13 protein-coding genes and 1 tRNA gene are annotated in these 23,017 nt (G+C 63.2%); 5 read left to right on the plus strand and 9 right to left on the minus strand.

Annotated features, from left to right (window positions below; genetic code table 11):
* Positions 1-85: 85 nt before the first annotated feature.
* Positions 86-286: a hypothetical protein gene (locus tag AC5ZFO_RS08365; RefSeq protein ID WP_282520695.1), complete on the minus strand. Its 201-nt coding sequence runs from the start codon at positions 284-286 to the stop codon at positions 86-88.
* Positions 287-1,041: 755 nt separating this feature from the next.
* Here AC5ZFO_RS08365 and AC5ZFO_RS08370 point away from each other — a divergent pair.
* Positions 1,042-1,476: a hypothetical protein gene (locus AC5ZFO_RS08370; RefSeq protein WP_282520694.1), complete on the plus strand. Its 435-nt coding sequence runs from the start codon at positions 1,042-1,044 to the stop codon at positions 1,474-1,476.
* A 142-nt stretch (positions 1,477-1,618) separates the two neighbouring features.
* Here the strand turns inward: AC5ZFO_RS08370 and AC5ZFO_RS08375 are convergent, their stop codons facing one another.
* Complete coding sequence (locus AC5ZFO_RS08375) at positions 1,619-4,954, minus strand: AAA family ATPase (protein ID WP_496121938.1); 3,336 nt, start codon at positions 4,952-4,954, stop codon at positions 1,619-1,621.
* A gap of 516 nt (positions 4,955-5,470) precedes the next feature.
* Between AC5ZFO_RS08375 and AC5ZFO_RS08380 the strand changes: the two genes are divergently transcribed.
* Positions 5,471-6,493, plus strand: a complete 1,023-nt coding sequence (locus tag AC5ZFO_RS08380) for a tyrosine-type recombinase/integrase (protein ID WP_282520672.1) — start codon at positions 5,471-5,473, stop codon at positions 6,491-6,493.
* Between the two features lie 61 nt (positions 6,494-6,554).
* Here AC5ZFO_RS08380 and AC5ZFO_RS08385 read toward each other — a convergent pair.
* The 7 genes from AC5ZFO_RS08385 to AC5ZFO_RS08415 form a co-directional block, all read right to left on the minus strand.
* Positions 6,555-6,630 (minus strand) — tRNA-Lys (locus AC5ZFO_RS08385).
* Positions 6,631-6,810: 180 nt separating this feature from the next.
* Positions 6,811-7,410, minus strand: a complete 600-nt coding sequence (locus tag AC5ZFO_RS08390) for a Spy/CpxP family protein refolding chaperone (RefSeq protein ID WP_496121939.1) — start codon at positions 7,408-7,410, stop codon at positions 6,811-6,813.
* Positions 7,411-7,610: 200 nt separating this feature from the next.
* Positions 7,611-8,624 (minus strand): TRAP transporter substrate-binding protein, encoded by a 1,014-nt coding sequence (locus tag AC5ZFO_RS08395; protein WP_496121940.1) that lies wholly within the window; start codon positions 8,622-8,624, stop codon positions 7,611-7,613.
* Positions 8,625-8,846: 222 nt separating this feature from the next.
* On the minus strand, positions 8,847-12,449 hold the full coding sequence (locus AC5ZFO_RS08400; RefSeq protein WP_496121941.1) for a beta strand repeat-containing protein: 3,603 nt from the start codon (positions 12,447-12,449) through the stop codon (positions 8,847-8,849).
* Between the two features lie 178 nt (positions 12,450-12,627).
* Positions 12,628-16,260: a beta strand repeat-containing protein gene (locus tag AC5ZFO_RS08405; protein WP_496121942.1), complete on the minus strand. Its 3,633-nt coding sequence runs from the start codon at positions 16,258-16,260 to the stop codon at positions 12,628-12,630.
* Positions 16,261-16,434: 174 nt separating this feature from the next.
* The gene (locus AC5ZFO_RS08410) at positions 16,435-17,997 is read right to left on the minus strand and encodes a 2-isopropylmalate synthase (protein WP_496121943.1); all 1,563 of its coding nucleotides are present in this window, start codon (positions 17,995-17,997) and stop codon (positions 16,435-16,437) included.
* 545 nt (positions 17,998-18,542) lie between these two features.
* Positions 18,543-18,797 carry a hypothetical protein gene (locus tag AC5ZFO_RS08415; protein ID WP_282520878.1) on the minus strand — a complete coding sequence of 85 codons (255 nt, stop codon included), beginning with the start codon at positions 18,795-18,797 and terminating at the stop codon, positions 18,543-18,545.
* Between the two features lie 265 nt (positions 18,798-19,062).
* Between AC5ZFO_RS08415 and AC5ZFO_RS08420 the strand changes: the two genes are divergently transcribed.
* The 3 genes from AC5ZFO_RS08420 (at position 19,063) to AC5ZFO_RS08430 (ending at position 22,973) form a co-directional block, all read left to right on the plus strand.
* A complete protein-coding gene (locus tag AC5ZFO_RS08420; RefSeq protein WP_496121944.1) occupies positions 19,063-20,280 on the plus strand; it encodes an SMP-30/gluconolactonase/LRE family protein in 1,218 nt (405 codons plus the stop codon).
* A gap of 102 nt (positions 20,281-20,382) precedes the next feature.
* The gene (locus tag AC5ZFO_RS08425) at positions 20,383-21,483 is read left to right on the plus strand and encodes an NAD(P)/FAD-dependent oxidoreductase (RefSeq protein ID WP_496121945.1); all 1,101 of its coding nucleotides are present in this window, start codon (positions 20,383-20,385) and stop codon (positions 21,481-21,483) included.
* Between the two features lie 245 nt (positions 21,484-21,728).
* Positions 21,729-22,973: an ABC transporter substrate-binding protein gene (locus tag AC5ZFO_RS08430; protein WP_496121946.1), complete on the plus strand. Its 1,245-nt coding sequence runs from the start codon at positions 21,729-21,731 to the stop codon at positions 22,971-22,973.
* Positions 22,974-23,017 lie beyond the last annotated feature (44 nt).

Below are 23,017 nucleotides of genomic sequence, written 5' to 3' on the forward strand. Positions count from 1 at the left end.
AAAGCGGCCCAGGGCTGACCGTTCGCGTTCGTAGCGGACCCAGTACAACTCAATAAATCAGCAGATTCGGCCCGAAGCGTTCGGACTAAATCGAACCGTTCTTCGTGACGTGCAAGCGACGAACGTAATACCCCTGTCGCTGAACGGTTGACCTAATCTCGTCGCTTACTTTGAAAATTCTTTTTCTGCTCTTGCGCCACTTGCTTGCAGAGTAAGCCCCGGGTATCGCGGACCCTGTGCTTAGAACGAGCAAATCGCGCTTCCCATTGCGATAGACATCAAACACTTTTTGCCCCCGCTGAGATTGTCAAAGTAAATACGAAATATGTTTCAGTCATTCTGATCGATCAGCTTACAGCTCCGAACGGCTGCGCGGGTTGCAAATGGGCAACGCTCCGCGACTTTTGCTTGAGAACCTGCCAAACGGTGAACGCCGTCGAAGGTCCTTATGAGCGCGGTCCCGGGAGGCGTGCGTTTTGCGAATGTCCTAAAACGGACGATATGGTGTTCCTAGAGGGGAGCGCCATGAACGATATGGAAACTTCCATCCGAAGCACGCCATTGTAGCGCTCGTCGGCCTTGGTGCTGATCAGACTGACGACGCGATCTATCCGTTCAAGGTCGACGAAGCGGATGGCAGACCGGTCCTAGCGGAGAGCTTACGATGGCCGGACATCGAAGGCGTTCAGCCAATCGTTGCCATTTGACGCATTGCGAAGTGCCCTGCTCTTTGAACGCGGTGGTCGCGGCCGCAAAATCTGTAGCTTCTCACCGTGGCTACTCACGCGAATCTTAGGCCGCCTGCCGAAACATTGCAGAGTAAGCAATGCCTTCGCCGTTCCCGTTTTGGAGGAGTGGATATCCGCGGACCACGAGTTATGATAGCTACCGCCCATTCAACCTGGCCAGGAGCCGACTAGTTGGTAAGGTTCGCGTTTGAACTCTCCCGGTACTGTGGCTGGATTGCCAATTGCCTGCCCCCGCCGGGCGGATGGTGTCGATGGACAGCTTCGCGGCGGGGTTCAAACCAATCGGACCACCATGTCCTCTAGCTCCAACGCCAGTATCGCCAAGAGAGCGCGCACGAAGGCTGAGGCGGATTTTGCCACCTGGCTCATGATGGCCAAGCTGGGTGGTTTCGATGACCTGCCGTCCAGCGCCCAAAGGTTTCTGACAAATTATCAAACTCGGCTCGGGACAATGAGCGAGGCCGAGTCCACGGCTCTAGCCGTTCGCGAGGTCTACAGCGTTTATTACAGCGAGATGGGAGGCGTAGGCGCCGCGCCGGGACCAAAGGCTCGGACGCCTACAACAGAGGGCAAACTCGTGCGGTCCCAGAGACCGCCTGGACCTCAACCCGGTCAATCGGCTGCGCGCCATTCGACGAGGCCAATGACCCGAAAATCCCTCCCGGCACTGCTGATTTTCGCGAGCATGGTGGCACTGGTTGTCGCATTCGGATTTCTAGCACAGTAAGATCGCCCGCGGAATGTGTGCGACGTTCGCTTTTACCCCGATAGCGACCTAACTAGCGGAGATCGTGCACTTCGCATTTGGGCCAACTACGGACCTAGACCATGAGAAGCTGGCGCCGGTCGCCCAAACTGGCTCCCCTGCATCAGGCCAGCTCATCGAGGAGTGCTCTGCCCTCGATGAGATCGCGCGTGTCGAAACCTTCGGTGAAGCCGCCGAGCACCGGCGCCAGTAGGGCACGCGCCTCGTCGATCTTGCCAGCTTCGCGCCATAGCCGGGCAAGTCCCTTCGCCGCGCGTAGCTCCCACATCCGCGCCGACTGCGCCGTCGCAAGCGTGAGCGCTCGCCGGAATTTTACCTCGGCATTCACCTTGTCCCCTTCTGCAAGCGCAAGTTCGGCGGCAAGCCGGTGTAACTCCGCCTCATACCAGCGTTCGTCCGTGGCCCGCACTAGGCGTAGTCCCTCGCCGAGCTGCTCCTCCGCTTCCGACCACCGACCGGCTTGCAGACAAATCTCGGCCAGGATTGATCTCTTATAGGGATGCTCGACCTTCTGCTCCGTCGCGACGAGCTTAGCCAGCGCGTCACGCATCAGCTCTATCCCACCTTCGGGTGCGCCGCGACATGCCCGCGTCCAGCCTTCGAACAGGCGCATCTGCGCGCGGTACACGACCCCTTTCTTCGCCGCAAGATCGAGCAGCCTAGCAACGTTCGCCTCCACAGCCGCACAATCTCCGCACATATGATGCAGATAGCAACCGTTGCTAAGTGCCATTGCATAGTAGAAGTCTGAGCCCTTCCTTGAAGCCGCAATGGCTTCTGCGGCTAAAGCGTGCCCCTGATTCGGAAATCCAAGCACGAACATGGTCCATGCCAAGTATGTCAGTGGCCATGTGGGATACTGGCCGTGCGAGTAACGATTGACGCGCCCATGGTCTACGTTATCGACGCGCAGCGACTCTTCCAAATGTTGGCGACCGCGAACAAGATCACCCAACAAAAATGCTGTGCTGCCAATCAAATACTCTGCCACCTTCAGCGCTGATGCATTCTGGTCAATCTGCGCAACCTCCATGAACTCGCTCGCATAGAGCTCGGCATCATGAAGCTTCGGCCGATTGAACGCACCGACAAACTGACCATACATGACTTCCAACAGCCGATCGGCGTCGCCAACCTCCTCACATAGTGCGCGGGCACGCCTATAGCTGATCTCAGTCTGCAGTGAGCCCGAGCCACGGAGGGCGCGATACACCGCGCCGAGCGACATCTGCAGGTCAAGCTCAGTGCGCTTCCGCGCCTGGTCGGGCAGTTGCGGCACAAGTGCGACCGCCGCCATCAAGGCGTGCTCAGCCTCGACGTAATTGGAGCGCTCGCGCGCACGCGTGCCGGACCGCTGCCAATAGGCGATCGCGCGATCGTATATGCCGGCGGCCGCGTAGTGGTGTGCCAGCAGTTCGGGCTCCGCTTCTGCAACCTCCGGGAATTGCTGCTCAATTACGTGGGCGGTCCGCGCATGCAGTTGCTGTCTGGAGGTCAAGAGCAGGGTCCCATAGGCGGCGTCCTGCACCAGCGCGTGCTTGAAGACGTATCTGTGTTGAGGAGGCAAGCCGCGGCGGAACAGTAGTCCCGCGTGAACCAACGCATCCAAGGCCGCGGTCAGTGCGTCTCGGTTCGGTGGCAAGACAGCCGTCAGGAGGGCCTCGCTGAATTCGCGGCCCAGCACCGCCGCCACTTGCGCGACTTCCTTCGTCCCGGCTGTCCGGTCCAGACGCGCAACGAGGGCGTCCTGCAGCGTCACCGGAACCGAGAGCTGGAGTCGCCCGGCACGCCCGCAAGTAGTTTCGTCGTCGGCCAAGCCGGCCTCGAGTACCGCTTTGGTCAGCTCCTCGATGAAAAGCGGCACGCCATCCGCTTTTGCAACGATCTGTTGAATTATTTCCGCCGGCAGTGCTTCGGTTGCAGCAAACGCACCAACCATGTCAGCTGCCTGCGCTCGGCTTAGCCGATTGAGCGTAAGCATGGTTAGATGGGGGCGGCCGCTCCATGGCGGTATGTAGTCGGGTCGGTACGTAATCAGGATCAGGACCCGAGAATCCTGCACACGATCCATCGCGGCCACTATTAAGTCTGCGCTCGAAGCGTCGATCCAATGCGCGTCTTCCACCACGATCAGCACCGGCTTCCGGGTCGCCAACCCAAGCATTCGATCGACCAGTGCTGTCGCGGTTCGCTGCTTAAGGCTCTCTGCCGTCAGCTCCAGCCTCGGATAGTGCGAAGCGACAGGGATCGACAGCAAACCGGCAAACAGCGAAGCGTTCTCGGGCACTGCCTGTCCAGATTCGGTCAACATCTGCTCGAGCTTGTTCAATTTGATCGCGGGCGGATCAGTTGCCAGGAACCCGGCCGCCTGTATCAACTGGCGCGCGAAGGGATATAGCGCGCTGGTCGCGAAATATGCCGAGCATTGGCACCGCAACCGTGCATGCGGCAGGTCCGCTATTCGCTCGATGAGTGCCTCGGCAATCCGCGACTTGCCGATGCCAGGCTCCCCACAGAGCAATACGACCTGGCCGTCGCCTTGCTTCGCCTGCTCCCAGCGGCGCAGCAATAAATTGACCTCTTCCTCGCGACCGATCAGCGGGAATGGCCCGCCAGGATGCAGCGCCTCAAAACGACTCTCCGTCAGACGCTCGCCGGTCACTCGCCACGCCTGCACAGGACGGGCGACGCCTTTCAGCTGGTGGACACCAATGTCTTCGAAGGTGAAAAAGCCAGCGACCAGCCGCTGTGTGCTGGAGCTGATCACTAAGGCATTGGGGGCGGCCAGCGACTGTAGCCGCGCAGCAACATTCGGTGTTTCACCGACAATCGCCATTTCCTCGCGTGTGCCACCCGCACCCATCTCGCCTGCCACCACAAGCCCGGTGTGCACGGCAAGGCGGACACTGAGCTCGATACCGAATTTCTTGGACAAGTCTCGATTCAGCAACACGATCGCCTCGACAATATCCAGCCCAGCACTCACCGCACGTTGGGCGTCATCCTCATGCGCACGCGGAAGACCGAAATAGACCAGCAGACCGTCTCCAAGGTATTTCGCGAGATGGCCGTCGTAGCGGTCAATGGCGGCAACGCAAGCTGCTTGATAGGCAAGCAGTAATTGTCTCAGCCGTTCGGGATCGACAGTGCTGGAGAGAGCGGTAGAATCGACGAGATCGCAGAACATCACCGTCAGCTGACGACGTTCCGCCTCGGATGTGCTCGGAGCAGAAATTGCCGCTAAGTGCTTGGTCCGCATGAGCGCGGCGATCGCCCTGAGCAGACGCTTGCGGTCTCCTAGTCTTGCAATCCCGAGATCTTTCAGATCGCTGTTACTGAGATCGGGCAGCAGATCAAAATCGACGCCGCTCTCGGCGAACGTTTCGGCATATCGCCCGAGTCCGAGATGCTCAAGCCAAGCTCTTACGTCATGGCTCATTGTCCTGTCCTCAGTGCACCCAGGGCGTCTTAGAGTTTGCCAACTAGCTACTGAAGCGGACGAACCTGGCTCCGTGGGTGAGCAATCCTATCTCATACGATGCCACCTGTGGGGACAGTTTTTGGCCATAATTCTGCTCATTAGCGAGATCGGAGTACGTCCCGGCGCACGATAGGCCGACGCGGCTGGCCTGCTTCGTGTCCTCGCAATTGAGCAGCGCACAAGCAAAACCGCACGCCACGGAGGACGTTCTAAAATCCTCAGCTGCTACGGGGCAAAATGCGAAGAACTCGACGCGAGCAAATCTAGTCCGCTATATCCCCTCAAACAGACCTCGACGAGCCTTGCGGACACTTGCCGCTGGGGCGGAACGACATGGCGACCAATTTGTTCAAGCACCACCGCTCGCCGGTACAACGCGCTGGGATCTCAAAGCTATCGACATCGCGTTAGACGCAATGAGCGGCCTCCAACCGAAACAAGAATCATCTGCTTTAGACGAATGGAGAGAAAATCGTGCGCGTCGTTCTGAAAGGAGTTCATAAGGTCAAGGTGCCGCTCGCGAACGGCGAGATGAAAACCTACTATTATGCCTATCGCGGCGGTCCGCAGATCATGGCCATACCGGGCACCCCTGACTTTGTCCGGCAGTACCAAGACGCACACGCGAACTTGCGCAAGCCCAACGCAAGGTCGTTCATGTCGATCATCACTCAATACAAGGCGGCGCCAGAGTTCAATAGGATCGCGGCGTCTACCCGCCGTGACTACCTGAGATACATAAAGCTGATTGAAGAAGAATTCGGCGACTTGCCAATTGCTGCCCTCGCCGACCGTAGGATTCGCGGCGACTTCAAGAGCTGGCGAGACAAGTACGCAAACACGCCGCGTAAGGCTGATCTGGCATGGACGGTGTTGGCCCGCATCCTGTCTTTCGCGAAGGACCGCGGCATTGTCAGCACCAATCCATGCGAGCGCGGCGGCCGCCTCTACGTAGCGGACCGCAAGGAAAAGGTCTGGACCGAGCAAGACATTGCCGCTGTCCTCGCGGTCGCATCCAGCGAGATCCAGCTCGCGCTGATCTTGGCGTTATGGAGCGGGCAACGGCAGGGAGACATGCTGCGACTGCCTTGGTCAGCCTACGAGAGCCCTTATATTCGCCTTCGGCAGTCGAAAGGCGGCCGGCGTGTCGCAATGCCCGCCGGAGGCCCTCTGCGAGCTCTACTCGACACCACCGAGCGCCGAGGACCGCTCATCCTGACGAACACGCTCGGGCGGCCCTGGACGTCAGATGGCTTTCGGACATCGTGGGCAAAGGCATGCGAACGAGCTGGCATCAGCGGCCTCACGTTTCACGACCTGAGAGGTACCGCCGTGGTTCGGTTGGCAATTGCCGGCGCGAGCGTGCCGCAGATCGCGGCCGTGACTGGTCACTCGCTAAAGGACGTCGAGGCCATTCTCGATGCACACTATCTTGGCCGAGATATTCAGCTCGCCGAAGCCGCGGTGCTGAAGCTCGAAGCGCGAACAAAGCTGTAAAATGACCTGTAAAATGAAGCCACTTACCGTATTGCGATCAGCGCTAAGTGTTTGATTTATATGGTGGGCGCACCAGGGCTCGAACCTGGGACCCGCTGATTAAGAGTCAGCTGCTCTACCAACTGAGCTATGCGCCCGAAAGGCGGTCAATGCCTTGCGAGGCCGGTCGTTTAGCAAAGCGATCCGGATATGGCAAGCGATGTGGCGCATGTTTTCCAAGGTTCTTCCACAGGCCCGAAAATGCGAAAAGCCGCTGGATTCCAGCGGCTTCGCCAAGGCTGATCCCAGGGTTAATTCCTCGGGAAATACGGGGTGGCTCAGAGCCGGCCCTCGCGATCCCGGTCCGGGCCGCCGTCACGGTCGCCGTGGAAGCGGTCCATGCCGCGCTCCATCATGCGGTCCATGCCGCGTTCCATGAAGTGTCGGGACGGGCCGTCCCCACCGCCGCCGAACGGGCCACGGTGGCGGGTCAGCACGGCAAGGCGCCGCTTCTGGCCCTCGTCGAGCGTCTTGTAGAGCGGATCGGCGGCATCGGCGATCTTCTTCAGGGCGGCGGAGGTCGCGCCCATGTCCTCGGCGCGCCGGCGCAGGCGGGCGACCGGATCCTCGGGCTTGTCGGCGTCCTTGCCGGCGTCACCCGGGCCGGCATTCATCCGCGCGTTGGCGCGGTCGATGCGCAGCTTGGCGAAGTCGCGCACGGCAGCCTCGACCGGCGGCCACAGCTTCTCCTGGTCGGCGTTGAGCTTCAGCCCGGCATGGACGGCGGCGATGCGCGCGTCGACGAAGGCGGCGCGGTCCTCCGGGTTCATGCGGACGTGGCGGAAGTGCTCCATCCACGGGCGATGAAATTGGGCATAGACCGCGCCCGAGCCGGCGATGCTGAGCACGGCGATGGCGGCGATGGTGAACTTCCTCATACGGACCTCCTCTGGAAGGATGCTGGTGAGGATGAGCGCCGGACGGCTGACGCGCAACTTACAACTTGGACAGAGAGAGCGTTCTTACGAAGATGTAACTCCCCTGAATGTCCATTCAGATGCAGACTGAAACGATTTGCAACAAAAAGGGGCCTCCGCGCAGGCCGCACGGAAGCCCCTTCATTGATGGTCGATCCGGATCAGTTCGTCGCGCTCTTGGCTTCCTTCTGGAACTCGTCGATCAGCGGCTGGCCGACGCGGCCTGCGGCGTCCTTGTAGACCGGCTCCATCGCCTTGCGCATCGCCTCGTCCTGGGCCGGCGTGAGCTTGATGATCTCGCTCTTGCCACTCTTCTTGATCTCGGCCAGCGCGTCGTCGTTCTCCTTCTGCGACTGCGCGTTGTTGAAGTCGGTCGCTTCCTTCATCGCCTTCGACAGCTGGTCGCGGATGTCGGCCGGCAGATCGTCCCAGAACTTCTTGTTCACGATCACGACGTAGCCGATGTAGCCGTGATTGGTCTCGGTGATGTACTTTTGCACCTCGTGCATCTTCTGCGTATAGATGTTCGACCAGGTGTTCTCCTGGCCGTCGACCACGCCGGTCTGCAGCGCCTGGTAGACTTCCGAGAACGCCATCACCTGCGGCAGCGAGCCAAGCGACTTGAACTGGGCCTGGAGCACGCGCGAGGACTGGATACGGAACTTGACGCCCTGGTAGTCGGCGGGCGTGACCAGCTTCTTGTTGGCGCTCATCTGCTTGAAGCCGTTGTCCCAATAGGCAAGGCCGGTGATGCCCTTGGAGTCCAGCAGCTTGAGCAGCCGCAGGCCGAGCGGGCCTTCCGTCACCTTCCGCAGCGTCTTCAGGTCCGGAAGGATGTAAGGCAGATCGAACACCTCGAACTCGCGGATGCCGAGCGGACCGAATTTGGAATTGGACGGCGCCAGCATCTGCACGCTGCCGAGCTGGAGCGCCTCGAGCTCTTCCTTGTCCTTGTAGAGCGTCGAGTTCGGGTAGACTTCGATCTTGACCTTGCCGCCGGTGTACTTCTCGGCGAGCTCCTTGAACTTCTCCGACGCCTTGCCCTTCGGCGTGTCGGTGGCGACGACGTGACTGAACTTGATGATGATCGGCGATTGGGCCGATGCCGGCCCGGTCAGGGCCAACGCCCCGGTCAAGACCGCAACCGATGCCGCAGCCCAAATGAGTTTCCGCATGCTTCCTCCCACACGTTTTTTGGTGGGGCACGAACCGTCGCCCCCAAGCCTTAGATTCAAGACTTGAAGGCAGGATTATAGGGAAGCGGACACAGGCGCCATTGCCCCTTAGCAGGGGGCGGCTTGCAAAAATGCGGTATCCGGAGGCGAAACCTGCCGGACTGGCTCACGCAGGGCGATGGCAGGGAAACCCCGCCATCGCCGTTGCCGCCGCTCGCAACATCAGCCGTGCAGCGCCGGCGCGAGTTGGGCCTGCTGCACGATCGCCGGATCGGTGATCAGGGTACCGCCGTGCCCGTCCGAGGACAGCGCGAAATCGGCCGCGCTGTACTGACCGAGCAAGTGCAGCGTCGCGACGTGGGTGCCGTCGGAGACCGTCAGCGTGCCGCCGGTGTTGTCGCCATTCTGCGCATAGGCCAGCGAGGTCAGGCTGTCGCTGAACAGGATGTCGCCGAGATCGAGACTGTCATGGTCCTGCCAGCCGGAGATCGTTCCCGTGAAGGCCGACGCCTGGGCCAACACCAGCGAAGCATTGGGACCGGCGAAGATCACATCGTCGATCTTCCCGCCCGCGTGGACAAAGGCGAGCGCGCCCGAGCCGATCGTGGTGTCATCCGCGCTGCCGCCGGCCTGCACGTGCTGCGTGCCGGCCAGGACCGTCGTGTCGGTCGCCCTGCCATACACATATTGCACGCCGCCGCTGACGATGGTGGCGCTGGCGGCGCCCCAATCGACCTGGACTCCGCCGGCATTGATCGTGGTGCCGGTCGCAGCACCGTCGGCGTAGACGCTCTGCAGGCTGCCGGCGTTGACCGTCGTCATCGACGCGTTGCCGTGGAGATACTGGAGAGCGCCATTGCTGATCGTGGTCTGGACCACCGTGCCGCCATAGACCGACTGGACACCACCATCCATCGTGGTGTTGATCGCGGTTCCACCCAAATAGACATCCTGCCCGCCGCCATGGATTGTCGTGTCCGAGGCCGTGCCGCCGCTCTCGACGGCCTGCAGGCCCGAATTGATCGTCGTGAGGCTCGCCGAGCCGAACACGTACTGACCGCCGCCGCTGATCGTCGTGATGATCGTGAAGCCCCAATCGATCTGGATGCCGCCGGCATTGATGGTGGATCCGGTCGCACTGCCGTCGATGTAGACGTTCTGCTCACCCCCGGCATTGACGATGGTGTTGAAAGCATTGTTGTGAACGTGCTGGATGCCGCCATTCGCGACCGTGGTCTGGATCGCAACGCCGAAGACGTTCTGGGTGCCGCCGTCCACGGTGGTGTTGGTCGCGATACCACCGCCGAGGATATCCTGCTCGCCGCCGGCCTCGACCGTCGTGCCGTTGGCCGAGCCGCCGATCTGGATGTACTGATTGCCCGAGATCACGGAGTTCGAGGCCAGACCGAACACCAGCTGCGCGGCGCCCGCAGCAACCACCATTCCATTGGCCGAGCCCTCCAGCACGACCGCCGCGCCGCTTTCGACCCGGATGTCAGAATAGCCGGCCGCGTCCTTGATCCGCCAGACGCCGCTCTGGACGTCGAGCTTCTCGACATTGACGACCGTGCCAAGGAGCGAACCGGAGCCACTGCCCGACAGCACCAGCGTGTCCACGCCGTCGCCGCCGTCGATCGTGCCGGTGACGATCGAAGCGGTGGCGAGATTGATGCTGTCGTCGCCTGCGCCCATCGAGACGTCGCCGACGATGGAGCCGCTGTTGGTGAGCGTATCGTTGCCGCCGTCGGTGGCGACGCTGCCGAAAATGCTGCCCGTGTTGGTGACGGTGTCGCCGAAGGTGCCGACGATCGAGATCGCCTCGCCGTTGTTGCCGCGGATCGCGCCGTCGTTGATGATGGTCATGACGCCGAAGGCGCTACCGTCATTGCTGTCGTCCACGGTGATCGCGCGCTGATCGCTGATGATCAGGCCGCCCACCTCGTTGTGGACCAAGCCGCCGCCGATCGCGAGCGCCTCGTTGAGGCCGTTGGCGCCGCTGGTCAGGCCGACCGCCGCGATCGTCCCGAAATTGTCGATCGAGACCAGACCGTCGACATCGACGCCGTCGGCGTCAGCACCGCCGACGGCCGTGCCGGTGATGGTGCCGCGCTTGATCACCGTTGTCGTCGAGTTCGGCGCGCTGTCCATGTTGATGCCGGAGCCGCTGCGGCCGGTGATCGTGCCGTCGTTGTTGACGGTGATCGGCTGGTCGCCGGTGATGCCATGGCGGGCGCCGTCGATGATTCCGCCGGCGTAGTTGTTGACCACGCCGCCGGTGTTGACCGACTGGAAGTCGATCGCGTCGTTGCCGGACGAGGCCGCCGAGGCATTGTGGCTGACGATCTGGCCGTAATTGTTGATGGTGGCGTGGGCGCCGGGCCGGATCGCGTCGGCATCGGCCGCCGAGATCACGCCGCTGGCCGCGTTGTTGATGATGGTTTGCGCGCCGCTCGAATTGACGTCGTCGAGATCGAGCGCCTGGCCGGCATTGCTGCCGGTTCCCGTCGAGGAGATCGTGCCCTCGTTGTTGATGGTGAAGGTGCCGCTCTTGCCCGAGACCAGGTTCGAGATCTTCACCGCATCCTTGGTCGCGGTGATGGTGGCGCCGGCGTTGTTGTTGATGGTGAGGCTGCCGCTCGCCGAGCCGCTGGTGGCGATCGCGCGGCTGGTGCCGGTGATGGTGCCGGAATTGTCGACCAGCGCGCCGGGCGAGGTGCTGCCGCCGATCCAGGTGACCGGGGTCGAGCCCGACAGGGTCGCGCCGGCGAGGACGGTCAGATGATCGTTGTTCGCCAGCGTGATCGGGTTCGACGAGTTGCCGGAGACGAGAGTGCCGTCGTCATTGGCAATGGTGCCGGTCGCCGTCGCGGTGCCGATCGTGACCGCCGCGCCCGGATTGCTGGCGCTGGTGAGCGTGAGCGTAAAACTCTCGTCGGGCTCTGCGGTGGTGTCGCCGGAGATCGTGATGGTGATGGTCGCCGAGGACGCACCGTCGGCGAAGCTGCCGCTGAAGGTCGAGGCCGGAAGCGTGCCGCCGAAATCGGCCGCATCGGTGGTGCCGGCGGCGAAGCTGCCGGAGAAGCTGAGCACGCCGGTGGTGCCGCCGGTGCGCAGAACCGTGAAAGTCATGGTCTTGGTGCCGCTCTGCCCCTCGGCAACCGACACGCTCGGCGACGAGAACGAGATCGTCTGCGTGGCGGGCGCGGCCACGGTGAAGGCGGTGGTCGGGAACGGCGCGTCGGGCGTGGTGCCGTCGGTGCTCTGGTCGCCGCTGCCGTTCTGGGTGGCCCAATTGGCGGTGTTGCCGATCGCGGCGAGGTAGTCGGCGAAGCTGGCGAAGCCCGAGCGCGGACCGTTATAGCCGACGATATCGAGGCCGCCGGTGAAGCCGACCGCGGTCTGGCCGGCAACGAGGCCCGTCCCGGTCAGCGTGCCGTCGCTGGTCGCATAGCCGACATTGGAGATCGCGGCGAGGAAGGTCGGCGCCGTCGAGGTGCCGACATAGGCGTAGACGACCTCGCTGTCGTTGGACAGGCCGGTGTTGTTGGCGTTGGTGAAGGTCGCCGAGCCGGCACTGGTGCCGAACGTGCCCTTGCCGATATTGTTGATGTCGATGACGGTGCCGGCGGGAATCGCGCCGGTCGCAGTCCAGGCGATCGTGCTTTCGGCGTTGCTGCCGGTTGCGAAGGCGGAGCCGTTCCAGTTGCTGTCGGTGAAATTGATGACAGTGCCCTGCGGGATGTCGGTCAGGGCGACAAAGGACAAATTATCGTTGCCGTCGCCGTTGAAACCGGTGAAGGCGATCGAACCAGCGGAAAGGGGCATTCCAAATTCTCCAGCAGCGAGGGCGCGCGACGCTGCCGGTTAATGGGACGTTAACATGACATGTTAATAACATATTTATTGCGATGCACCCCCGCATAACGTGATCGTGTGTCAAACGAAAAACGCGACGCCGAGGGCGCCGCGTTCCCGCAACTACAGCACCTTGGCCTTCCCGGCCTTAGCCATGCAGCGCCGGTGCGAGCGCAACCTGCGGTGCAAGCGCCGGATCGGTGAGCAGGGTGCCGCCATGTCCGTCCGACGCGATGGCAAAATCGGCGGCGGTGTATTGGCCGAGCAGGTGCAACGTCGCAACATGCGTGCCGTCCGAAACGGTCAGGGTGCCACCCGTGTCGTCGTTGTTCTGCGAGTAAGCGAGCGACGTGGAGCCGTCGTTGAACAGGATGTCGCCGAGATCGATGCTGTCATGGTCCTGCCAGCCGGAGATCGATCCGGTGAGCGCCGACGCCTGGGCAAGCACCAGCGAGGCATTGGCACCGGCGAAGATCACATCGTCCATCGTGCCGCCCGAATGGACAAAGGCGAGCGCACCCGAGCCGATCGTGGTGTCGTCCGCGCTGCCGCCGGACTGCACGTACTGGGTGCCGGCCAGGACCGTCGTGCCGATCGCGCTGCCATACACATATTGCACGCCGCCGTTGACGGTGGTGGCGCTGGCCGCGCCCCAATCGACCTGGACGCCGCCGGCATTGACCGTGGTGCCGGTCGCCGTGCCGTCGGCGTAGACGTTCTGCGCGCCGCCGCCGTTGAGGATCGTGGTGACGGCGGTGCCATGGAGATGCTGGATCGCGCCGTTTCCGATCGTGGTCTGGGTCGCCACCGCGCCGTAAACCTCCTGGCTGCCGCCGTCCATGATGGTGCCGGTCGCCGTTCCACCGCCGAAGACGACCTGATTGCCACCATGGATCGTCGTGGTGTTGGCGGTGCCGCCATTCTCAACGACCTGCAAGCCCGAATTGAGCGTCGTCGTGCTTGCCGAGCCGAACACGTATTGAGCCCCACCTTCGAGCGTCGTTCCGCCCGCCGTGCCCCAGTCGTTCTGCACGCCGCCCGTGTTGACCCTGGTGCCGGTCGCCGTGCCGTCGGAATAGACATTCTGCGCGCCGCCGTCGTTGAGGATCGTGGTGATGGCGCTGCCATGGAGATACTGGATCGCGCCGTTGCCGATCGTGGTCTGGGTCGCCACCGCGCCGTAGACGTTCTGGCTGCCGCCGTCCAGGAAGGTGCCCGTCGCCTTGCCGCCGAACATAACCCACTGCTCGCCGCGCACGGTGGCAGCATCGGCTCTGCCGTAAACATAGAGCGCAGCGCCCTGCGCCACCATGCCGCCTGAACTCTGGCCTTGCATCACAAGGCTGGCGCCGGTCTCCACCGTAACAACCGCATAAGTCGTGCCCGCACTGGTCGTCCAGTATCCGCTCCGCACATCGAGACTCTCGATGCCGACGGTCTTTCCAAGCGTCCCGCCCGATCCCGACAGGTTGATCGTGTCGTTGCCATCGCCGCCATCGAGCGTACCGGTGATGGTCGAACCGGTGAAAAGGTTGATGGTGTCGTTTCCGGCGCCCATCAGCACATTGCCGGAGACAGTGCCGCTGTTGGTGAAGGTATCGTCGCCGTCGCCAAGGTTAATCGTGGAACCGGAATACAACCCGATCAAGCCGCTGTTGGTCAGCGTGTCTGCGCCGCCGTCCGTAAAGATGCCGCCGTTAATACTCCCCTTGTTGGTGATGGTGTCGTCAAAGCTTCCGAGGGTGCTGATCGGGGCCGTGATCCCGCCCTCATTGTAGATGGTCTTGGCGCCGAGTGACGGGCTGGGGGTCGTATCAACGAAGTACACCGTCGCTCCGCTCTCGACCTTGATATCGGAAAAGCCGGCGAGAGCCCTGAGGCCCCAGTTGCCGCTCTGAATGTGAAGATTCTCGACGTTGATCACGGTGCCGAGCTGGTCGTAGTAAACGCCCGTGCTCGAAAGACTGATCGTATCGGTGCCCGCACCGCCATCGATCGTCCCGCTCAAGGCCGAGCGCCCCCCGGCCACGTCTAGGCTGTTGACGAGGGTGATACTGTCGTCCCCGGCTCCCATTGATACATCGCCCTTGATGACGCCCCTGTTGCTCAGGCCATCATTACCGCCGCCCATGGCGATGCTGCCGACGATGTAGCCGGTGTTGGCGATGGTATTGTCGAATGTGCTGGTGATGGAGATCGCCTGTCCGCTCCTGCTTTGGATGTAACCGTCATTGATGATGGAGACGGCACCGAAGGGTTTGCCGCCGTTGCTGTCGTCGACGGTGATCGCGCGCTGGTCGCCGACGATCCCGGCGACCGCCTCGTTGTGGACGAAGCCACCGCCGATCGCGAGCGCCTCGCCAAGGCCGTTGGCCGCGGCCACGAGCCCGAATGACCTGATGTTTCCGAAATTGTCGATCGAGACCAGGCCATCGACGTCGATGCCGTCGGCGTCGGCGCCGGTCGAGGAGATGCCGGTAATGGTGCCGCGGTTTGTCACTGTTATAGTCGTGTTCGCCGCACTATCAATGTTGATGCCGGAGCCGGTCTCTCCGGTGATGGTCCCGCCGGGGCCGTTGTTCACGATGAAGCTGCCACTTGCGGACGCGCCGCTGACTATCGCGCTACTGGTTCCAACGATCTTGCCAAAATTCTCCAACAGCACGCCGGGCGAAGTGCCGCCGCCGATCCAGGTAACCGGGGTAGAACCGGACAGCGTGCCGAAGATGGTGAGATGGTCGTTGTTGGCCAGCGTGATGGGGGCCGACGAATTGCCCGATAGGATCGTTCCATCGTCATTGGTGATCGTGCCGGTCGCCGTGGCGGTGCCGATCGCGGTCACTGCGCCGGGGTTGTTGACGCTGGTGAGCGTGAGCGTGAAGCGCTCGTCGGCCTCCGGGGTGGTGTCGCCGGAAATCGTAACCGTGATGGTCGCCGAGGTCGCGCCATCGGCGATGGTGCCGCTGAAGGTCGCGGGCGGCAACGTGCCGCCGTAATCGGCGGCGTTGGTGGTGCCGGCGGCGAAGCTGCCCGAGAAGCTCGCGGCGCCGATGGTCCCGCCGCTGCGCAGAACCGTGAAGGTCATGGTCCTGGTGCCGCTGTCGCCTTCGACGATCGACACGCTCGACGGCGAGAACGATATCAATTGCGCGGACGGGGGCGCCACGGTGAAGGCCGTGGTCGGGAACGGCGCGTCCGGCGTATTGCCATCGGCGCTCTGATCGCCGCTGCCGTTCTGGGTGATCCAATTGCCGGTGTCGCCGATCGCGGCGAGATAGTCCGCATAGCTGGCCAAGCCGAAGTGCTGGCCGATATAGCCGACGATGTCGAGGCCGCCGGTGAAGCTGACCGCGGTCTGGCCGGCAACGAGACCGGTGCCGGTCAGCGTGCCGTCGGAGGTCGCATAGCCGACATTGGAGATCGCGGCGAGGAAGGTCGGCGACGTCGCGGAACCGACATAGGCGTAGACGACCTCGCTGTCGTTGGACAGGCCGGTGTTGTTGGCATTGGTGAAGCTCACCGAGCCGGCGCTGGCGCCGAGCGTGCCCTGGCCGATGTTGTTGATGCCGACGACGGTGCCGGCGGGAATCGCGCTGGTCGCGGTCCAGGCGATCGTGCTTTCGGCATTGCTGCCGGTGGCGAAGCTGGTTCCGTTCCAGTTGCTGTCGGTGAAGTTGATCACCGTGCCCTGCGGGATGTCGGCCAGGGCAACGAAGGACAGATTGTCGTTGCCGTCGCCGTTGAACCCGGTGAAGGCGATCGAACCAGCAGTCAGCGACATTTCAATTCTCCAGCAGCGGGGCGCGGGCCGTGATGCTGGAGTCAATGAAATGATAACATGACGTTATGATAACGATTATGTTATGACGCCCCCTCCTCCACATCATCGAGCCCAAAACGAAAAACGCGGCGCCGAAGACGCCGCGTTTGCCGATGCACTGGAGAGGATGAAGCCTCAGCTTGCCGCGGCCGTCGTCACCGTATCGCGCTGACGCTTCATGACGATCTTGTTGAGCGCGCCGAGATAGGCCTTGGCGGACGCCACCAGCGTATCCGGATCCGCCGCGCGCGCCGTCATGGAACGGCCGTCATGGGACAGCCGCACCGAGACTTCCGCCTGCGCGTCGGTGCCTTCGGTGACGGCGTGGACCTGGTACAGCTCGAGCTTGGCCTCGTGCGGCACCAGGCGCTTGATACAGTTGAACACCGCATCAACAGGACCGTTGCCCTCGGCCTCCTCGATCTTGATCTGGCCGTCGACGTCGAGCTTCATGGTCGCGCGCTGCGGGCCATGGGTGCCGGCGATCACGGTCAGCGAGGTCAGCTTGATGCGGTCGTGCGACGCCGCCATCTCTTCGTCGACCAGCGCCTCGATGTCCTCGTCGTAGATGTCCTTCTTGCGGTCGGCGAGCGCCTTCATCCGCGTGAACGCATCTTCCAGCTGGTTCGGGCCGAGCTTGTAGCCCATCTCCTCCAGCTTGTGCACGAAGGCGTGGCGGCCGGAATGCTTGCCCAGCACCAGCGAGGACTGCTTCAGGCCGACCATCTCGGGCCGCATGATCTCGTAGGTGGAAGCATCCTTCAGCACGCCGTCCTGATGAATGCCGCTCTCATGCGCGAAGGCGTTCCGGCCGACGATGGCCTTGTTGTACTGCACCGGGAACGAAGTCGCCGCCGACACCACCTTCGAGGCGCGGGTGAGCTGCGTCGTGTCGATCTTGTTCCAGTACGGGAATTTGTCGTTGCGCACGTTGATCGCCATCACGATCTCTTCCAGCGCGGCGTTGCCGGCGCGCTCGCCGATGCCGTTGACGGTGCACTCGACCTGACGCGCGCCGCCGACGATGCCGGCCAGCGAGTTCGCCACGGCCATGCCGAGGTCGTTATGGCAGTGCACGGAGAACACGGCCTTGTCCGAATTCGGCACGCGCTCGATCAGCGTCTTCATGAAGTGGGTGTACTCGTCGGGCGTGGTGTAGCCGACGGTGTCGGGGATGTTCACCGTGGTGGCGCCGGCCTTGATCACCGCTTCCACGATGCGGCACAGATAGTCCATCTCGCTGCGGGTGCCGTCTTCGGCCGACCATTCGACGTCGTCGATCTGGTTGCGGGCGCGCGCGACCATCGCGACCGAGGTCTCGAGCACCTGCTCCGGGGTCTTGTTCAGCTTCACCCGCATATGCAGCGGCGAGGTCGCGATCACGGTGTGGACACGGCCGCGCTTTGCAAATTTCACCGCCTCGGCGCAGCGGTCGATATCGGCCGGGTGTGCGCGCGACAGGCCGGCGATGACGGCGTTCTTGGAACGGCGGGCGATCTCGCTGACCGCCTGGAAGTCGCCTTCGGAGGTGATCGGGAAGCCGGCCTCGATGACGTCGACGCCCATATCATCCAGCATCTCGGCGACCTCGAGCTTCTCCTCGAAGGTCATGGTGGCGCCGGGGCACTGCTCGCCGTCGCGCAGCGTGGTGTCGAAAATGATGACGCGGTCCTTGTCGGACTTGTTCACGGGGGCCATTGCAGAATTCCTTTTGAGCTTGTGCGCCGTCAGTGGTCTGGGCGCTAGAGGTGTCCGGTGATCTCGACCAACCCCTGAGCGCCCAGGCGCGTGGCGCCCAGCCGGCCCTCAGGGGCAAGTAAGAAGAAGGCCGCCAATCAGGAGGGTGGGCAGCAGCGCGGCCGGGATCGTGGCGGCGGCCACAGCCACCTCCCCCGAAATCCCATCGATTTGGCCGCGAATCAGCATTGCCAGACCCTTTTGAGCCCTCAAATCCTCGGTCAAAACCGTTGACGGTTGGTTGCCGGGAGGCTCGATGCGCCGTTTCTAGACGAGAAATGGCGGCAACTGCAACGCCAAAAGATGGTCAGGAGGACTGACCTGCCGCCAGATCTGCAATGTGCGACGCGGCGACCGGTGGTCATCGCACGAACCATATGGCAAATCCGAATTCACGGGATGGGAATATGACGGGGTCGTCGGACAGCGCGAGGGACCCACGAGATCGGAGCGATAGGGGGAAAGGTCGCCCGGATGTGGCTCCCCTCACCCGCGTCGCGGTCAGGCTATCCCGCGCGGCGCGCGCGCGCCCGGCTTTCCCAACGGTCCAGCATCTGGCCGAGCTCGCCGGTGGCAGCCGCGTTGGTGTTTGCGGCCTCGTTGGTATTGGCCGGCGCGGCGGCGCGGAGCCAGTCCGGCTCGCTATATTCGCGCCAGCGGCGCGCCTCCGCGCGTCGTTTGCGGGAGACGTGGCCGCGCGTGAAATAGCCGGCCGCAAACGCGATCGCGAGCAGTATGATCAGGACGACGACACCTAGCACCATAAAGCTCCGACCTTTTTCGCCTGCACGACGTTCTGCCAGCATCGCGGGCGAGGTCAAGGCTTGACAGGTCCTAAAACCGCGCCCGGTTAACTGCGCGGGACGAATTGTCGCCTTGCACAGCCGCAATGCGGCGATGTTGCGGCGTTCTCGCGGCATCGCGCGGAGGATGCGAACCAGCCCCTCGCAACCGGCCGCGGACAGGACTAACCTTCGCCCGCTCGGCCGGATCAACCGGCCAGCCGAACATAACCGGGAGGACGCGATGAAACGCCCAGAGCAGCGTGACCAGGATGCTGCGCTTTCACGACGAACACTTGTGCGGGGACTTGCGATCGGCGCTGCGGCGACCGTGGCCGGCCCAGCGCTGGCCCAGACCGGACCTGCCGCACCGCCAACGACGATCACCACCCCGCCGCGCGACTTCGGTCCCAACGGCGCGCCGACGACTTATTTCTGGGACCCCGACATCATCGCCGTCGATCCCTCCTTCAACGACCTGGCGCAGCCCAACACCGCGATCAAGCGCCTCTACACCGGCCTGTTGTGGGCCGAAGGCCCGGCCTGGAGCGCGCAGGGCCGGTATCTGTTGTGGAGCGACATTCCCAACAACCGGCAGATGCGCTGGACCGAGGACGACGGCCGCGTCAGCGTGTTCCGCGCGCCCTCCAACAATTCCAACGGCAATTCGTTCGACTTCCAGGGCCGCCAGCTCTCCTGCGAACACCTGACCCGGCGGGTGACGCGCTACGAGCACGACGGCACTGCCACGGTGCTCGCGGACTCCTATCAGGGCAAACGCCTGAACTCGCCGAACGACGTCGCCGCGCATCCCGACGGCAGCTACTGGTTCACCGACCCTCCCTATGGCGGCCAGCTCTATGAAGGCGAGCCCGACGTCGCGGGCGGCCCGAGCAATGCGGGCGGCAAGCTCAATCCGCGGATCGGACAGCCGGCCGGCTTCGTGCCGGGCAAGCGCGAGCTGCCGACCAACTGTTATCGCATCGATCCCTCGGGCCGCATCGACCTCGTCGTCACCGAGGACCAGGTGCCCGATCCCAACGGCCTGTGCTTCTCGCCCGACTATAAGAAGCTCTACGTCGCCTCGACCGGCAAGGGACCGGGCGACACCGGGCCCGGCGGCAAGGGCGAGATCTTCGTGTTCGACCTCGGCGCAGACAACAAGCTCTCCAACGTGAAGAAGTTCAGCGACTGCGTGATCGACGGCGTGAAGTGCGGGCCCGACGGCGTGCGCTGCGACGTCAACGGCAACGTCTGGGCCTCCAGCAACGCGGGGCGCGCCGTCGGCTATAACGGCGTGACGGTGTGGTCGCCGGAAGGCAAGCTGCTCGGCCGCATCCGCCTGCCGGAAGTGTGTGGCAACGTCTGCTTCGGCGGCCCCAAGCGCAACCGCCTGTTCATGGCCGCGAGCCAATCGCTCTACGCGGTGTATACCGCGACGCAGGGTGCAGGACCAGGCTGACGCGGGGCGAGCAGGATCACGACGCGGCGCCGGCGTGCCTCGCCGGCGCCGAATTGTTTGGATAGTTCTTTCGATGCAAAGAGGATCGTCAGGAAACAAGCCATGCGCGTTGTGATCTGCGGCGGCGGCGTGATCGGGGCCTGCACCGCCTTGTTTCTCCGGCGCCGCGGCATCGAGGTCATCGTGGTCGAACGGACCGAGGTCGCGGCCGCCGCCTCCGGCAAGGCCGGCGGCTTTCTGGCGCGTGACTGGTGCGCCGGCTCGCCGCTCGACGCACTCGCCCGGCGGAGCTTTGTGCTTCATGCGCAGCTGGCGCAGGAGATCGCCGGTGATTGGGGCTATCGCCCGATGACCGCGTATAGCGGCTTTGTTGCTTCCGACGGCGATCCGCGCCGGAATGCGCCATCCGCGCTCGGCTGGCTCGCCAACAGCGTCGTCATCGCGCAGCGCATCGGTACGACGCAGACGACTGCGATCGTTCATCCCCGCAAATTCACGTCGGCCGTGATGAACGCGGCAGTCGCGCAAGGCGCCGAGCTTCGCGTTGGCCGCATCACGGGCATCGTGCGCGATGCGAATGGCACGACCGCAAAGGGTGTCGAGGTCGAAGGCAGCGTCGTTGAGGCGGACGCTGTCGTGATCGCGATGGGACCATGGTCGCTGCTCGCCGCGCAATGGATGCCCCTGCCCGCTGTCTACGGCCAGCGCAGCCCGAGCATCGTGTACGATCTCGGCCCCAACGTGCCGGCCGATGCGTTGTTCCTGGAGTATGACGAGGACGGCAGCGCCGTGTCGATCGAGGTGTTTCCCCGCGCCGACGGCAGCACGCATATCACCGCACTCTCGGACATCGCGCCGCTGCCGCTCGATCCGGCGGCCGTGACGCCGGACGTCGATGCGATCGCGCGCCTGCAAATCATGTGCGAACGGCTGTCGCCACTGTTTCGTCCCGAAAAGATCATCGCGCAGCAGGCCTGCTTCCGACCGGTGACCGAGGATGGCCTGCCGTTGATCGGCAAGGTGCCGCAGAGCGAAGGCCTCTATGTTGCGACCGGGCACAATGTCTGGGGCATCCTCAACGCGCCCGCCACCGGCGAAGCGCTGGCGCAGCTCATTGCCAAAGATGCGACGCCTGTAGACTTGTCGCCATTCGATGCGGCCCGATTGAGGCCGCTCGATCCGTCGTTGCTGCAAGCGCGCTGAACCGGCATCGCTGCTCGTCTTGTAGGCTACCGCCCGCTTCGACGCTCACGCATGCCCGCCGACAGAATCTGCATGCCTGCGCGCGTCATGAGTGTCTCGCAGCTATCCTGCCCGCAATTTGCGCAGCGCTAGACTTTAGTCCGTCTCCCCAATCCTGAACGCGGTTTCACTTGCCGAGAGAGCCCCCGCCGTTATAGTTGCGACATAATGGCTCACAAGAGGCCTGTTCAAAGGGAGAGAACAACATGAAAAAACGACTCTCTGTTGCATTGCGAATAGCGCTCGGTGCGGCCGCGACGGGCGCGGTGATGGCAGCGTCAGGCGCGGCACTTGCAGCCGATCCCCTCAAGATCGGCGTGATCGCGGAAGCGCAGGCGATCGCCGGCGCCTCCATTCCACAGGCGGCGCAGCTTGCCGCCGACGAGATCAACGCCAATGGCGGCGTCGACGGACGCAAGATCGAGATCATCTCCTACGACAATCACTCCTCGTCGGCGGATTCAGTGCGTGCGTTCCAGCGCGCGGTGAACGAGGACAAGGTCAACGCGGTCATTGCCAGCTATATCAGCGAGGTCGTGCTGGCGCTGGAGCCCTGGGCCTCGCGGCTGAAGACGCCGTTCGTCACGCCGGGCGCCGCCTCCAACGAGATCAGCAAGAGCGTCCACGCCGATTACGAGAAGAACAAGTACACCTTCCACGGCTATCTGACCTCGGCCGCGCTGGCGCTCTCGGTCTGCGACGGCGCCAAGGACCTGCTGGTCGACAGGATGCACATGAAGACCGCGGTCATCATGAGCGAGGACGCCGCCTGGACCAAGCCGCTCGACATCGGCTACGAGGAGTGCCTGCCCAAGATCGGGCTGAAGGTGCTCGACCACATCCGCTTCTCGCCCGATACGACCGACTTCACGCCGATCTTCAACAAGATCGAGGGCGCCAAGCCCGATGTGATCATCACCGGCATCTCGCATGTCGGCGTGCAGCCGACGGTGCAGTGGAAGAACCAGCAGGTGCCGATCCCGATGTTCGGCATCTCCTCGCAGGCAACCAACGAGACCTTCGGCAAGGACACCAACCAGGCGGCCGAAGGCGTGCTCTATCAGGGCGTCTCCGGGCCCGGCGTCGCGGTGACGCCGAAATCGGTGCCGTTCGCGGAGAACTTCAAGAAGAAGTTCGGCAATTATCCGTCCTATGCCGGCTACACCGCTTATGACGAGGTCTACTACATCGCCGACGCGGTGAAGCGCGCCGGCTCGACCGACGCCGACAAGCTCGTCGCCGCGCTCGAGAAGACCGACTGGGAAGGCACGATCGGCCGCGTCCAGTTCTACGGCAAGGACGATCCGTTCACCCACTCGATCAAATATGGCAAGGGCCTGATCACCGGGCTGATGCTGCAATGGCAGGACGGCAAGCAGAGCGCGGTCTGGCCCAAGGACGTCGCCAAGGTCGACGTCAAGTTCCCGAGCTTCATCAAGCTCAGCAACTAGCAGGACATGCTCCCGGGACCACCTCCCGGGAGCTTCCACATGCG

Source organism: Bradyrhizobium sp. Unk1, from assembly GCF_059512345.1.

Excerpts from the sequence above, each read along its gene's own strand:
- AC5ZFO_RS08370 (WP_282520694.1), top strand. The coding sequence starts at position 1,042 with ATGTCCTCTAGCTCCAACGCCAGTATCGCCAAGAGAGCGCGCACGAAG.
- AC5ZFO_RS08375 (WP_496121938.1), bottom strand. The coding sequence starts at position 4,954 with ATGAGCCATGACGTAAGAGCTTGGCTTGAGCATCTCGGACTCGGGCGA.
- AC5ZFO_RS08390 (WP_496121939.1), bottom strand. The coding sequence starts at position 7,410 with ATGAGGAAGTTCACCATCGCCGCCATCGCCGTGCTCAGCATCGCCGGC.
- AC5ZFO_RS08395 (WP_496121940.1), bottom strand. The coding sequence starts at position 8,624 with ATGCGGAAACTCATTTGGGCTGCGGCATCGGTTGCGGTCTTGACCGGG.
- AC5ZFO_RS08400 (WP_496121941.1), bottom strand. The coding sequence starts at position 12,449 with ATGCCCCTTTCCGCTGGTTCGATCGCCTTCACCGGTTTCAACGGCGAC.
- AC5ZFO_RS08405 (WP_496121942.1), bottom strand. The coding sequence starts at position 16,260 with ATGTCGCTGACTGCTGGTTCGATCGCCTTCACCGGGTTCAACGGCGAC.
- AC5ZFO_RS08410 (WP_496121943.1), bottom strand. The coding sequence starts at position 17,997 with ATGGCCCCCGTGAACAAGTCCGACAAGGACCGCGTCATCATTTTCGAC.
- AC5ZFO_RS08420 (WP_496121944.1), top strand. The coding sequence starts at position 19,063 with ATGAAACGCCCAGAGCAGCGTGACCAGGATGCTGCGCTTTCACGACGA.
- AC5ZFO_RS08425 (WP_496121945.1), top strand. The coding sequence starts at position 20,383 with ATGCGCGTTGTGATCTGCGGCGGCGGCGTGATCGGGGCCTGCACCGCC.
- AC5ZFO_RS08430 (WP_496121946.1), top strand. The coding sequence starts at position 21,729 with ATGAAAAAACGACTCTCTGTTGCATTGCGAATAGCGCTCGGTGCGGCC.